Annotated in this window: 14 protein-coding genes; 5 read left to right on the top strand and 9 right to left on the bottom strand. The window is 70.8% G+C overall.

Translation table 11 applies throughout. The annotated features are described in order from the left end of the window. Positions 1 to 331: 331 nt before the first annotated feature. From tgmC to tgmA, 3 genes are read right to left on the bottom strand one after another with little or no spacing between them, the layout of a single operon-like run. Entirely contained in the window at positions 332 to 1,474 is a 1,143-nt protein-coding gene (gene tgmC, locus J0670_RS13475) for an ATP-grasp peptide maturase system methyltransferase (RefSeq protein ID WP_207811772.1), read from the bottom strand. Continuing rightward, a complete protein-coding gene (gene tgmB, locus J0670_RS13470; protein WP_207811771.1) occupies positions 1,471 to 2,433 on the bottom strand; it encodes an ATP-grasp ribosomal peptide maturase in 963 nt (320 codons plus the stop codon). Before tgmB ends, tgmC begins: the two co-directional genes overlap by 4 nt. Further along, the gene (gene tgmA / locus J0670_RS13465; RefSeq protein ID WP_207811774.1) at positions 2,433 to 2,705 is read right to left on the bottom strand and encodes a putative ATP-grasp-modified RiPP; all 273 of its coding nucleotides are present in this window, start codon (positions 2,703 to 2,705) and stop codon (positions 2,433 to 2,435) included. The genes tgmB and tgmA overlap by 1 nt, the downstream gene beginning before the upstream one ends. A 161-nt stretch (positions 2,706 to 2,866) precedes the next feature. Between tgmA and J0670_RS13460 the strand changes: the two genes are divergently transcribed. Next, on the top strand, positions 2,867 to 4,180 hold the full coding sequence (locus J0670_RS13460; protein WP_207811770.1) for a helix-turn-helix transcriptional regulator: 1,314 nt from the start codon (positions 2,867 to 2,869) through the stop codon (positions 4,178 to 4,180). On the opposite strand, the gene J0670_RS13455 is transcribed toward J0670_RS13460, so the two are convergent. Together J0670_RS13455 and J0670_RS13450 are read right to left on the bottom strand one after the other, a co-directional pair. Continuing rightward, positions 4,147 to 5,307 (bottom strand): hypothetical protein, encoded by a 1,161-nt coding sequence (locus J0670_RS13455; protein WP_243436971.1) that lies wholly within the window; start codon positions 5,305 to 5,307, stop codon positions 4,147 to 4,149. The genes J0670_RS13460 and J0670_RS13455 overlap by 34 nt on opposite strands. A gap of 184 nt (positions 5,308 to 5,491) precedes the next feature. Beyond that, positions 5,492 to 6,181, bottom strand: coding sequence for an SDR family NAD(P)-dependent oxidoreductase (locus J0670_RS13450; RefSeq protein ID WP_207811769.1), 690 nt, complete (start codon positions 6,179 to 6,181; stop codon positions 5,492 to 5,494). A gap of 206 nt (positions 6,182 to 6,387) precedes the next feature. On the opposite strand from J0670_RS13450, the gene J0670_RS13445 reads away from it, so the two are divergent. Both J0670_RS13445 and J0670_RS13440 read left to right on the top strand, forming a co-directional pair. Beyond that, positions 6,388 to 7,371, top strand: a complete 984-nt coding sequence (locus J0670_RS13445) for a threonine/serine dehydratase (protein WP_207811768.1) — start codon at positions 6,388 to 6,390, stop codon at positions 7,369 to 7,371. A 121-nt stretch (positions 7,372 to 7,492) separates the two neighbouring features. After that, positions 7,493 to 7,969: a hypothetical protein gene (locus J0670_RS13440; RefSeq protein WP_207811767.1), complete on the top strand. Its 477-nt coding sequence runs from the start codon at positions 7,493 to 7,495 to the stop codon at positions 7,967 to 7,969. Positions 7,970 to 8,048: 79 nt separating this feature from the next. On the opposite strand, the gene J0670_RS13435 is transcribed toward J0670_RS13440, so the two are convergent. After that, positions 8,049 to 8,960, bottom strand: coding sequence for an alpha/beta fold hydrolase (locus tag J0670_RS13435; RefSeq protein ID WP_207811766.1), 912 nt, complete (start codon positions 8,958 to 8,960; stop codon positions 8,049 to 8,051). Positions 8,961 to 9,163: 203 nt separating this feature from the next. On the opposite strand from J0670_RS13435, the gene J0670_RS13430 reads away from it, so the two are divergent. Together J0670_RS13430 and J0670_RS13425 are read left to right on the top strand one after the other, a co-directional pair. Then, positions 9,164 to 10,105: a hypothetical protein gene (locus J0670_RS13430; protein WP_207811765.1), complete on the top strand. Its 942-nt coding sequence runs from the start codon at positions 9,164 to 9,166 to the stop codon at positions 10,103 to 10,105. A gap of 70 nt (positions 10,106 to 10,175) precedes the next feature. Then, positions 10,176 to 10,370: a hypothetical protein gene (locus tag J0670_RS13425; protein WP_207811764.1), complete on the top strand. Its 195-nt coding sequence runs from the start codon at positions 10,176 to 10,178 to the stop codon at positions 10,368 to 10,370. A 436-nt stretch (positions 10,371 to 10,806) separates the two neighbouring features. Here the strand turns inward: J0670_RS13425 and J0670_RS13420 are convergent, their stop codons facing one another. From J0670_RS13420 to J0670_RS13410, 3 genes are all read right to left on the bottom strand, one after another. Next, positions 10,807 to 11,526, bottom strand: coding sequence for a G1 family glutamic endopeptidase (locus J0670_RS13420; protein WP_207811763.1), 720 nt, complete (start codon positions 11,524 to 11,526; stop codon positions 10,807 to 10,809). Positions 11,527 to 11,843: 317 nt separating this feature from the next. After that, the gene (locus tag J0670_RS13415) at positions 11,844 to 12,335 is read right to left on the bottom strand and encodes a carboxymuconolactone decarboxylase family protein (RefSeq protein ID WP_307806507.1); all 492 of its coding nucleotides are present in this window, start codon (positions 12,333 to 12,335) and stop codon (positions 11,844 to 11,846) included. 181 nt (positions 12,336 to 12,516) lie between these two features. Continuing rightward, positions 12,517 to 13,026 carry a hypothetical protein gene (locus J0670_RS13410; RefSeq protein WP_207811761.1) on the bottom strand — a complete coding sequence of 170 codons (510 nt, stop codon included), beginning with the start codon at positions 13,024 to 13,026 and terminating at the stop codon, positions 12,517 to 12,519. Positions 13,027 to 13,176: the final 150 nt, after the last annotated feature.

The following is a 13,176-nucleotide window of genomic DNA, read 5'->3' as shown; positions in this document are numbered from 1 at the left end:
CCACCACCGCCACTGAACCCCGCCGGTTCGCCTGCCGCGCCGAGACGCCGGGCGCGGCAGGCTCTCTCGTGAGCTGTATTGGTAGACCCCCAACACACATGACCGCTAATAGCACTTCGTTAGGTCCTAGTGACCTGAGTCGGAGATTTGTCGTTACTGATCATTTCAGAAAGAGTTCGGCTCAGGGCCTGGCAGTTGGAGGTTGAGACGGCAGAGTTCTGCGAGTGTCGGATGATCTTGTGCCTGATGATCTGTGGGAGCGGGTGGCGCCGCTGCTGCCTCCGCGTCCAGGTCAGAACGCCCGCGCCCCTTCGGGCAGGACCGTTGTGCGTCAGATCGGCAGGTGCCAGCTGGGTCCGTCCTCGGTGCCGAGCCACACTCGCTGGCCGACGGGTGAGGCCGTGATGCCGAATCGCTCCTGGTGGGGTTCGGCGGCGGCCTGCCAGTGCTGGAATGCCCGCTCGACGCGGTCCCAGAGGCGGACGGGGCCGCGCTGCACGACGGTCCATCCGCCATCGGGGTTGGGTGCTGTCCGGGCCTGTGAGCCGGTGGACACGTCCCAGAGGATCTGTTCCGCTCCTGCCCCCAGGCGTTCGGCCGAGGGTGCCGCGAGCTGGGCGACCCATCCGCCGGTCCAGTCTTCGAGCTTCGCGGGGTCGATCCGGCTCGGGCGCTCCTCCCCGGGCAGCATGGCCAGCGCCGGGCGGGGCGGCCGGTCGTGGGGCCGGGCGATCATGAAGCTGGTGTAGCCGGGCAGGAACCGGCCGGTGGCTTCTCCGGGGCCGGTCACTTCGAGCAGCGCGAGGGCGTGGGCGTAGCTCCACCCGGACAGGGTGACCAGGATCCTGCCGCCCGGCTTCACCTGATGCAGCCACGGGAGCGGGATGTAGCGGACCGCGCAGGTGGCGATGAGCCGGTCGTACTGCCCGCCGTCCGGGTCGCCGCGTAGCCCGTCGCCGATGATCAGTCGGGGTGCGAAGCCGGCTGCTTTGAGTGCCGCCGCGGCCGCCCCGCCCACCACCGGGTCGTACTCGATGCTGGTGAGATCGGAGTCTCCGAGGCGGTGCGCTCCGAGGGCGGTCGAGTAGCCGGTTCCGGTGCCGACCTCCAGCACCCGGTGGCCGGCTTCGGCGCCGAGCTGGTGCCACATGCGCAACACCAGGGATGGCAGGGTGGATGACGAGGACGGGGAGCCGGAGACGGTCCCCTCGGCCACGTCGTCCGGCCTGATGCGGCCGTCGAGTTGAGTGATCAGCGTTTCGTCGGAGTAGACCCCCTCCAACCACCCGGGCTCGCCCTCCCGGACGGGGCGGTAGCTGGTGGGGCCGCTACCCGCCACGGGCAGGAAGTAGGACCTCGTGAACAGTTCGCGGGGCACCGCCCTGGCGGCGCTGCTCCACCCGGGTTCCGTGAGGGTGCCGTCCTCGGTCAGTCCGTTCACCAGGGAAGCGCGGAGCTGAGTCGCTGTGCTCACGTGTCGGGGCCTTTCTCCAGCTGGTCGGCGATGGCGTGGGCGACGGCTGCGGTGGTCTCCGCCGGCTGCCACGCCCACTGGCCGTTCGGGTTGCACTCAAGGAAGTACCAGTCACCGGCCGTTGTGACGGCGAAGTCGAAGGCGCCGTAATTCAAACGGAGTTCGGCGAGGTAGGCGATGACCGCACGCACGATCGGCTCCGGTGCCCCGACCGATGTGCATGTCATGAGGCTCTGGCGGCGGCGCCAGTCGAGATCGGGGCTGTCGATCCGGACCCCGAACACCCGGCCGCCAACGGCGGTCACCCGCACGTCGAACGCCTTGTCCACCTTGGCCTGGAACATGTGCGGGCAGACGGACACGGCGTCGGTGATCTCGGCCGCACACACCTCTCGGACCCACACGCTGTGGGGCTGGCCGTCCACGCGGTAGGGCGTGTTCCACAGTGGCTTGTAGACCACTCCGCCGTGCTGATCAGTAGCGAACTCCAGTGCCTCGTCCGGGTCGTCGGTGATCACCGTGTCGGGCACCAGGAAGCCGCAGCGTCGTGCGGTCGACAGCTGTGCGGGCTTGAACTCGGCGGCCCGGTTGTTCCACGGGTGGTTGACGTAGTGCGCGCCCGGCAGGGAGGCGAGGATGCCGCCCGCACCCCAGAGTGCTTGCTCTGCGGCGAACCGGCGGTCCTGGTCGCTCAACCCGGGCGGCCCCTCGTAGGGCGAGGGCCTGCGCACCCAGACGGACCGGATCCGGGTGGTGTCGACTTCCCGGCTCGCCGTGCGCAGGGTGCCCCGCTGCTCGCCCGTGCGGTACGTGGCGGTCAGCGAGGCATCCGCGTGCAGATCGGTGCCGGGGTCGAGACGTGCCACGGGAACCTGGCGTTCGGCGAGAAGCCGCAACACCACGTCCGCCGTCACGTCATAAGGGTTGGTCAGCACCAGGACCGACCTGCTGTCACCCATCAGCCGGAACTCTGATCCTGGTCGTACGACTCGGTGCTGTCCGCGTCGGTCGCACCGCCCGGACCGGCCCCGTCACCGGGGAGGGTCGTGGTCGGCGTCAGGCCGCTCGTGCTGGTGCCGTGGCTGCCCAACTCGACCGTCCGGCCGTGCTCGTCCACGACGACCGCGATCTGCGTCTCGGGGTCGATCACGGGCGTGTGCTGCGGGACGGCGATGGTGGCCGCGTACGGCCCCATGCGTTGCGTGCCCCACGGCGCGGGTGTCTGCGTCATCTTCATGGGCGGATTCCTTCCGTCTCGTGAAGAGAGTTCTTCGGAGTGCTGCGAGTACAGCCCAACTCGCGCTCGCGGAATAGGCCCTGTCGGTGGTCCCGGGGTTGTCCTACCCTCGCTGACGGTAGGCTCGCAGTCACCGTCGATGATGGGATTGGCCCGTGGACGACCCGATCCGGCACCCCCTCGCACATGCGCGCGAACTGCGCGGCTGGTCCCAGGGCGATCTCGCCGCCCAGCTCGACAGGGCCGCTCGCGGGCACGGGCTGCGCTCGGGCGCCGACAAGGCGGCGGTGAGCCGGTGGGAGAACTGGCGCAAGACGCCGAACCTCGACTCGCAGCTTCTGCTCGCCGAAGTCTTCGGCGTCACGGTTTCGGAGATGGAGGCGTACGGCTGGCCGTACTGGCTGCCCGGGCGCGACGAGCCGTTGCCGCTGGGGTCCGCGTACTTCGTCCAAGCACTCCACGACGCACAGAGAGCCCTCATGGACCGTCGCAGCTTCATGACCTACAGTGCCGTTTCGCTCGCGGGGCTCGCCGCCCAGTGGGCCGTGGTCGAGCCCGAACGCCTTACCTCCGCGCTGGACGGAAAACAGGTGGACGGCGGACTCGTGGACTGGCTGGAGGAGACCTGCCAGCAGTTGACGGCCCTGCCGACGGAACAGCGGCAGCACACCATCCGGCTGATGGACGCCCAACTGGCCACGGTGACCGACCTCATCGCCGAGGGCCGCTACGGCGAGACCACCGGCCGACGCCTCCACCGGCTGGCGGCCTCCCTGGCGACCACCTGCGGCTGGTACCGCTTCGACCACGGCCGGCACTGGGCGGCCGGCAAGCTCTGGGGAGCCGCCCTGCAGTCCGCTCACGCCGCGGGCGACCGGGACCACGGGGCCGGGGTGCTCTCGGACTTCGCCTACCAGTCGAACTGGCTCGGCGAGCCGAAGGTCTCCGTCGATCAGCTCGGATACGCCCTGTCCGGAACGCAACACCCCACCGCGCGGTCGCTGCTGTTCCTGCGCCGGGCCCGGGCACACGCCGCCCTCGGGGACCGTACGGCCTGCTATCGCGACCTGTCGGAGGCCGAGGCCGCCCTCAACCTGGAGCCCACCGACCCCGCGCCGGGCTGGTGCGCGTGGATGGGCCCGGCCGACCTCGCCGTGGACTCCGGCCAGTGCCTGCTCGACCTCGGCCGAACCGACGAGGCGCACGCCCGGATTTCCGAGGGCATGGCGCTGTTGCCCCGGGCCCGGGACAAGACGCGCGGGATCTTCCTGACCTACCAGGCCAAGGGGTACCTGCAGTCCAACGACGTCGAGCAGGCGCTCGCCGTCACCCGGGAGTCGCTGGACCTGGCCGCACGCATCGGAGCCCCGCGGTGCGTCGCCCTCGTGCGGGACCTCGCGCCCGCCTTCACGCCCTACCGCCGGGTCGACGGCGTTCAGGAGCTCCTGGAACGAGTCAGTACCGGTTGATCCCAGGCGGCGGCACAGACGGGGTGGGTGCGGGCGGCGTAGGAGCGGGCGGCCACGACGAGGCCGATGCCCAGACCGGCGAACGCCAGGCCGCCGAATTCGACCATCCAGGTGATCCCCGAGCTGGTGGTGAACGGCGTGGACGGCTCGATCGCGGGCAGCACGCCGACGGCGATGAGCGGGGCCATGACGATGAGGACGGCCCCGTACATCGTCAGGGGGATGCCGGTCAGCAGGGCGGGGATCAACGGCAGCAGGCGCGGGACCCGTCGTCCGGACAGGACCAGCGTCCAGCGGGGGAACACCTGCCCCCATGCGTACAGCAGGCCCAGCAGCAGGAAGACCCCGACCATCGCGGCCAGTACGGTCACGTCGATCCCCGCCGCCGCGGCCGCCTTCGCGGGCCCCGACGCGCCGAGGCTCGTCGTCCGCTGCCAGGCGTCGGCCGAGACGCCGAGTGCGTCGCCGCCCAGCGTCCAGATGGTCTTGACTCCCGCCCAGGGCAGAAGCCCGCACATGAGCAGGTACACCACTGTGCGGGTCCGCTTCGGAGCCGGGGAAGCGGCCGGGTGGGCGAGCGGGCCGTCGTCGGCACCGGCGTGCGGACGCCCACAGCGCGGGCAGTCGCCGCGTAGCCGTCGGCGGTACGACAAGCCGACGAGGAGCAGTAGCGCTGCGCCCACTGTGTTCAGCAGCACCTGAGCCAAACCGGTGGCGCTCTCGAAACCCGAGAGCGTCACCAGCGTCACGAAGTAGATCGGCAGGCCGTTCGTCCCGACGACGAACACCGGGATCGTCACGACCAACGCCGTCGCCACCACGGCCCGGCCGGGCCTGGCAAGCGCTCGGGTGCTGGCCAGGCAGGCCCCGCCGGCCAGGACGGCGAGGGCTGCCAGGAGGAGCTGGACCGCCGGCGCGTACGAGGTGTGGGCCGTCCACGGCACGGTGATGCCCGCCGCCGCCCACGTGACCTCGATAGCGGCATACAACACGCCCCACGACGCGGCGGCCACGGGGGCCCACAGGGGCCACCGCCGCCACCACAGCGCCCGCCCCGGATTCGCGGTCGACGGCTCGGGAACGCCGCCTACCTCTGAGTTCGCAGGAACAACCACCGTGACCCCCATACATCCGGACTGCCGACTCTCCGAGACTCCTCCGGCGCCCCTGCTGCTCGCATCCGTCCCGTGGATCACCCGCCTCCCCCGCGCAGGGGAGGTCGGATCACAAGCGTCGGCCCGCCGGATGACGGAGGTCCGGTGCCCCCCGCCGGCGGGGTGAGAACCCGCTCCGGGATCTCCCACGGACCGCCTACCAGGGGATGCGGCCCTCCGCGCCGAAGTAGCCGCCGGTCGGGCCGTCTGGGCTCAACTGGGCCATCTGTACGATGATCTCGGCGCCCTGCTCGACGGTCTGGGTGCCCTCGTGCCGGTTCAGGTCGGTCGCGGTGTAGCCCGGCTCGACGGCGTTGATCCGCATCTGGGGGAACGCCCGGGCGAACTGGACGGTCAGCATGTTGACGGTGGTCTTGGAGGCCGGGTAGGCGGCCCCCGGGTACGCCTTGCCGGCGAGGGCGAGCGAGGCCAGGCCACTGCTGACGTTGACCACGACCGGCGCGGCGGAGCGCTCCAGCAGCGGCAGGAAGGCGTGGGTCACCCGGACCAGGCCGAAGACGTTGGTCTCGAACACCTCCCGCATCACGTCGGCGGTCAGTGCCGCCGCGCCGATGATCTCGCCCTCCGGCGAACGCACTTCGATCCCGGCGTTGTTGACCAGGACGTCGAGGCCGCCGTCGGCCTCGATCGTGGCCACGGCGGCGGCGACCGACGCGTCGTCGGTGACATCGAGCTGTACGAAGCGCGCGCCGAGATCGGCCGCGGCCGCCGTGCCCCGCTCGACGTTGCGCGCGCCCACGTAGACGGTGTGGCCCGCGGCGATCAGGCGGCGGGCGGTCTCGTATCCGAGGCCCTTGTTGGCCCCGGTGATCAGGGTTGTCGTCATGGGCTCAGCCTCTCTCCGGAACGACGTGACCGGCCAGTGCTTTTCGGCAGGGTCTCCCAATGATCGAGTGCCATCCGGCCTACAGTGCGACGGGCTCGCCGGGGAAGAAGTGTGATCAGGGCGGCCGGTGGACCCGGCCCCCTTCCTGAGCCCGTCCATCACGGGCAGGCTCATCGCCCGATCGTTCTATCGGCAGGAGCAGCGAAGTGCACCAACTCACCTACGGCGACATCAAAGCCGCCACCGACCGGATCGCCGGACACATCCGCCCCGTCGCCCTGACCCCGGCCGAGCGGCCCGAGCGGCCCGAGCAGCCCGAGCGGCCCGGTGAGCTGTGGTTGGCACTCGAATTCATGCAGCACACCGGGTCGTTCAAGGCCCGCGGCGCCCAGAACTTCCTCCAGGCCCACCGCGAGGCCGACGCCCTCCCCGACACCGGGGTGACCATCGCCTCCGGCGGCAACGCCGGACTGGCGTGCGCCTGGGCGGCGCGCCAACAGGGCGTGCGCGCAACGGTGTTCCTGCCCACCACCGCACCGGCGGTGAAGGTGGCCAGGCTCCGAGGCTACGGCGCCGACGTGCGCCTGACCGGTACGGAGTACGCCGAAGCCCTGGCCGCCTGCGAGGAGTTCGCGACCGCCACCGGGGCGCTCGCCGCGCACGCGTACGACCACCCGCTGATCGCGGCCGGGGCCGGCACGCTGCTGGAGGAGATCCGCGACCGGATCCCGGGCCTGGACACCGTGGTGGTCTCGGTCGGCGGTGGCGGGCTGTTCGCGGGCGTGGCCACCGCCGCCCGGCACCACGGCATCCGCACCGTCGCCGTCGAGCCGGAGAACAGCCGCGCCCTCAACGCCGCCCTGGAGACGGGCCACCCGGTCGACGTCCCCGTCGACTCCGTCGCCTCCGACTCCCTCGGCGCCCGCCGCGCCTCCGCCGCAGCCCTGCACGCCGCCCAGCAGGACGGCGCCCACTCCGTCCTCGTCCCGGACGCCGAGATCGTCCGCGCCCGCCGAACCCTGTGGGACGACCGCCGCATCGTCGTCGAACACGGCGCCGCCACCGCCCTCGCGGCCCTGAGCGGTCTCCCGGGAAGCTATCGCCCCGTTCCCGGGGAGAAGGTCTGCGTGGTGCTCTGCGGCGCCAACACCGACCCGTCCGACCTGGTCGGCCAACCGGCCCCGCACTGACGGGGGAGACGGCACGCACTGCATCGGCTCCTCGCTCCGCGGAGCGAGGAGCCGATGGTTCAGCCGTGAAGGCTGTACTATCCGCGCGCTGTCGGCATTGGCATCAAGGAGTCCGTGAAGCGTGTTCGAGTTGAAGCTCCCTGTCGAGACACTGCAGGTGAGAGGTCCGCTGTTCGCGGCCGGAGAGGTTTGGCTGCGGCTGGGAGGTGTGGAATTCCCCGGGGCCGGTTGGACCGACAGCCCCCTCTCGGTCTTCGGCTCGCTCTACAGAGCCGTCGAGGCAGCCTTGAAGGGAGAGACGTGGGAAGCCTACTTCTTCGACGGCCCGTACTTCGTCAAGCTGATCCCGGTTGCCGCCGCGCCCGGAAGTCCGCACCTGGTCCGGATCGCGGGCGTATGCGACCGGGACGAAGCCAATCCTGCTGTCCTTGCCGACATCACAATCCCGTTCCGCGATGTCGTCCAAGGAGTCAACCTCACGCTTCAGTCCCTGCGTGCATGGGCAGCCGACGAAGGCGATGCGGAGATCCAGGCAATGCTCTTGGCCATGCCGTATCTACCGGAGCCCTCGCTTTCTGCGCCCGCGTCACCGTGCTGACCACATGGAGCCGCGGGAACGTCCGAGGGCATGGTGGCACGGCTTCCTGTGTGCGTGCGGCCGCGCCGGGCGTCGCGCTTCAGCGGGGCGGCAGGCTCAGGACCGCCTCGGCGAAGGCCCCCGGCGCCTCCTGCGGCACGTTGTGGCCCACCCCGGGGAGGGCCCTCACCTCGCACGGGCCGGTGAAGCGCTCGGTGCCCCGCTGGGCGGCGGGCGGGATCACGCCGTTGTCTTCGCTCACGAGCACGACCGAGGGGATCGTGATCGGCGGCCGGTCGGCGAGAAGGTCCTCCAGCGGTTGGTGGCGCGGATCTCCCGCCACCAGGCCGTACCGGTGCCGGTAGGAGTGGATCGCCACGTCGACGAAGTCCGGGTTGTGCAGGCTGGCCGCCGACGCGGCGAACGCCTTCCCGGCCTCGGGCCAGGTCGGTGACCAGAGGCGCCAGAGGAGCCCGCACAACTCCTCCCGGTTCTGCTCCAGACCCCTGCGGCCGCGCTCAGAGTGGAAGTAGTACTGGTACCAGAAGTTGTGCTCCGACTCCGGCGCGGCGGGTTCCATCGCGTGGGCGATGTCCTGGATGGCGTAGCCGCCCGCCGTCACCAGTCCCTGGATCCGCTCCGGCCACGCGGCCGCTGCCACACAGGCCGCGCGCCCGCCCCAGTCGTAGCCCGCGACCACGGCCCGCTCGATCTCCAGCGCGTCCATGAAGTCGAGCAGGTCCTGCCCGATCGCGGCCTGTTGCCCGCTGCGCATCGTCTCCGCGCGCCGGAACACGGTCGGCCCGAAGCCCCTCAGGTACGGCGCCAGCACGAACCGGCCGCGTGCCGCCAGCCGGGCCGCGACCTCGTCGAACGCCCGGACATCGTACGGGAAACCGTGCAGGAGGATCACCGGTACACCCGCCTCCGGAGTGCGCTCGCCCGCCTGCTCGTACGCGATGTCGAGGTCGGGCGTCGTCACGCGGTTCCGGGTGCTGAAGCTGACACTCATTCACCCATGCTCTCACGCGTTCAACGACCCCCGGCCGTGTCGCCTCCGCGCACCGTACAAGGGCCTGGTATGGCCATGGCAAAGACTTCCTGACCCCGTGTGCGCGCATCTGGACGAGCCGGTCGCCGGGCTGGTGTGGTGTCGGGGCTCCAAGCAACGCCCGTACGCCCCCCTCCCACACCCTCACACTCGGGAGCAGACGCATGCGCAAGCCGTTCAAGGCCGCCGCCACCACCCTGACCGCGCTGGCCCTGGCCGCATTCGGCACCACCTCGCTGGCGACCGGAGCCGAGGCGCAACCCGCCCCGGCGGCCGCCCACTTCGGGGCCAAGCCGCTCCACCCGGCCGCCGCGACCGATCAGTTGGCCGCCAGCACGAACAACACGCTGAAGGTGGGTTCCGCCGCCACCCAGGGCGTGGTTTCCCCCACGCCGAAGGTCTACCTGGTGTTCTGGGGCTCGCAGTGGTCCTCCGACCCCGCCGGGGTGGCCACCGACATGCAGAACATGTTCAAGGGCCTGTACGGCAGTCAGGACACCTGGGGCACCATCCTCTCCCAGTACTGCGAGGGCGTGGCCAAGGGCACCGCCACCTGCGGCACCCAGGGCATCCACGTCCAGCACCCGACCTCCTCCCCGCTGGCCGGCGTCTGGTTCGACAACTCCGCCGCCGAGCCCGCGAGCGCCACCGCCGCCCAGATAGCGGCCGAGGCCGGCAAGGCCGCCGCCCACTTCGGCAACACCACCCAGGCGCCCAACCTCAACGCCCAGTACGTGGTCGTCTCGCCCACGGGTACGCACCCGGACGGCTTCCCCAACTCCGGCTTCTGCGCCTGGCACGACAAGACCAGCAGCGCGTACGGCACCCTGGCCTACACCAACCTGCCGTACATCCCGGACAACGGCGCCGGCGCCTGCACCACGTTCACCGACGGCCGACTGCTCTCCGGCATCGAGTCGACGGAAACGCACGAGTACGCCGAGACCGTCACCGACTTCTGGCCCAGCATCGGCTGGAACGGCGGCGGCGGTGAGATCGGCGACGAGTGCGTCAACCTCGACGCCTACGTCACCCTGAGCACCGGCACCTTCGACCTCCAGGGCCTGTGGTCCAACAGCGCCAACAAGTGCGTGACGCACGGCTAGAACCTTCCGACGCCACGATCGTGCGTGCACCGCAGCGCATCGGCCCCTCGCTCGGCGGAGCGAGGGGCCGATGGCCCTGAAAATTGATCAGCTGCTCTCTTTGGCGTGGGGCCCGCTACACGTGCGCGCGTGCGACACGTACCCGCTCGTCGAGGCCGCGAAGGCCTACGTCGAGGGCGAGACGGCTCGTGTCACGGGAAAACCGGTGCTCACCGTCCGCCTCGGCAGGCTGCTGGGGCGCGGCCGGCGCGGCACCACGACGTAGGAGGTTGAGTACGGCGCGGATTCGGTACGGTCGGGCGCGGGCCAGTGGCCGGGCTGCCGGCCGCTGAGCACAGGAGTGCGAGCACCCGGTGGTGCGGTGCCGCCCTTGCGAACGAGGTGACTTCCGGGGCGGCCATGAGGATCCGTCCTACCACGGGTCTCCGCCCGTCGACCTGCTCGGTCGGCGGGCGGATCCGCGGTGTGGGCCACGGACGTGCTCGGGTGCTTCGTGCCGTGTCGTCCTCGTGCGCGCCACGCGGTCGTCGCCGCCCAGGCCGCCGGGGCGTGACTGAGCGGCTGAGTGGGCGGGCTGGGCATGTGGCGTCGACGGCGATGGTGGGTGGCCTGGCGTGGATCCCGGCCCGCAGAAGTCCCGTGCGCTGGGGCGGGTGTGCCGCCCCAGCGCCGGTGCGGTTACTCGGTACTCGGTTACTCGGTTACTCGTGCAGGAACGTTTCGCTGAAGCCGGTGCCGCTGGAGCCGAGCGCGCCGGTGCGAGCCTCGTAGGTGCCGTTCGAGCTGGGGTCGAGCGCGACCGGCTTGAAGGATCCGAGGGACTTGCCGTTGACGGTGGCCGAGGTGAAGTTCAGGGTCCCGAAGTTGGGGTAGGAGCCGGTCGGCGACTCGATGATGACCTCGGCGCTGGCCCGTTGTGCGGAGAGGGACTTCGTCGTGCTGTAGGTCCAGCCCCGCGAGGAGTCGGTCAGTTTCAGGGTGTAGTTGCTGCTTCCGGCGTAGGTCACCGAGGCGGTGATGACGTCGCCGGCCGATACCGGGTACGAACTGAGGCTCAGGTAGACCGGGTTCGCCGGGTACATCTCGAACCAGGCCTGGTGCACGGGGCTGCCGCTGGAGCAGTCGGTCGCCACTCCGGTCTGCTCCACGGTGGACGTGCCGTACCCGTCGATGCCGACCCAGGGGGCGTAGAGGTCGTTGGTGGAGTTGCAGGTCGCGTTCGCCTCGGTCCAGGTCGCCGAGACCGAGGTGAAGCCGCTGCCCGTGGCGGCGTAGCCGCCCCAGTTGTAGCCGTTGGTGTTGTAGTGCAGGGGGTGGAACGACAGTGCCTGTGCGGCGGCCGCGGTGGTCGGCGCGGCGGGTGCGGCGAGGGTAGTTGCCGCCGCCGCGAGGGTGGCGACGCGTATCAGGAATTTGCGCATGCCGGCTCCTTCTAGGGGGATGATCAGGAGGCTCATACGCCTGCCCGAGCCGTGTGGGCGGCTCTGAGGGGTGGCAGTACAGAATCGCTGACCGCCATGAGCCGGTCAATGGGCCTGAAGGCATTGGCTGTTGACGGAACCTCCGGGTCGCCCGGGATGGGCCGGATCGCGCTGTCGTCCACCTTCGGCAGTCAGTGTGCAGCGCATCGGCCCCTCGCTCCGCGGAGCGAGGGGCCGATGGTCTTCGGATGCCGGACGAGGCGATCCGGGCCCGCCTGGCACCATGCGAGGCGGGCCCTTCGCCCGGAGGGGAGTGCTCAGGCCCAGGGGTCGGTGAAGGAGCGGCCGGGGACGGGCTTGGCGATGAGGGCGATGGCGGTGAAGAAGTTGACCTGGCCGATGGCGATCATGAGGGTGGTGAGCGCCTTGTCGTCGTAGTGCTCGGCGGCCTCGGCGTAGAGCGAGTCGGACACCCGCTCGCCGTCGGGGTTGGGCCGGAGCACGGCCTCGACCAGGGCGAGGGCGGCACGTTCGGGGGCGGTGAACCAGGGGGAGTCCTGCCAGGTGGCGACGGAGGTGATGCGCTCCTCGGACTCCCCGGCCTTGCGCAGGAACCCGGTGTGCAGGACGGCCAGGTAGGTGCTGCCGACGATCTGCCCCGCCCTCAGCTGGATCAGGCTGATGGTGGTGCGGGGGATCGACCGGTTGCCGGTGGCCCGGAACAGCGCGGCGGAGACCTCGGCGAGTTCGGGGACGAGCTCGTTCGGGTCCGTAGCGAGGCGGGGGCGCAGCGGGTTACGGGTGTCCACGATGGTGGTTCCTCTCGGGGAGTGAAGGGAGTGAGTGGTGCTGTCACCTCCCTGACCCGTCCCGGCGCGCGATTGTGACATCGTGTCCGAGTTCCACTCGATCACCGAGGTCGCGGCCGCCTTCGGCCTCTGGGCGCCCGCCCTGCGCTACTACGAGCGCCGGGACAGGGGCCGGCCGCCGTTACGGTCGCAGGCCCAGGGTCACCTGGAAGCCGAGGCTGCCCATCAGGGTGCCGTCGCCGAAGAGGCCGCAGTGGCCGGCGACGAGCAGGCCGTCCGGGTAGGTGAAGACCTTCGGCGGCTGGATGCTGTAGCCGCTGCGGTGGTCGGCGGTCGGTGTGGCGGGGGAGAGGACGCTGGTGGCTCCCGGGAAGAGGATCGCCGTGCCGTCGGTCCGGTCGCCGTAGGGCGGCGGGAGGAGGGTGCCGGTGTCGTCCTCGGGGACGAAGAAGAGGACCCAGAAGGAGCCGGTGGCCTCGCTCCCGAGGAGGAGGCTGACGTTGGCCTCCCCGGTGATGACGTCGCCGAGCACCTTCACGCCGTAGAACGACAGTGGCAGCGCCAGGGGCTGGTCGGACCGGTCGATCTCGGACAGCAACCGGTGCACCGCCGGGGCGGTGTCGGGTGTCGCGTACTCCCGCAGCGCGATGAACGCGGCGTCCTGGGCGGGCACGACCTGCTCGTCATCCATGGTGTCTCCTCGAAACCGCCCTCCACTCGAACGGAGGGGCCGACGGGGGAGACGGATGCCCGTACCGGGCCCGTACCGCACGGTGAACGGGGCGGTGTCCCCCTAACGGCTCCGGACGGTGACCGGGACGGGCCATGCGTCGGCCTGGGC

The organism is Streptomyces sp. FH025, assembly GCF_017427025.1.
Lineage (GTDB): Bacteria > Actinomycetota > Actinomycetes > Streptomycetales > Streptomycetaceae > Kitasatospora.
This window is presented reverse-complemented; position numbering and strand designations above follow the sequence as displayed.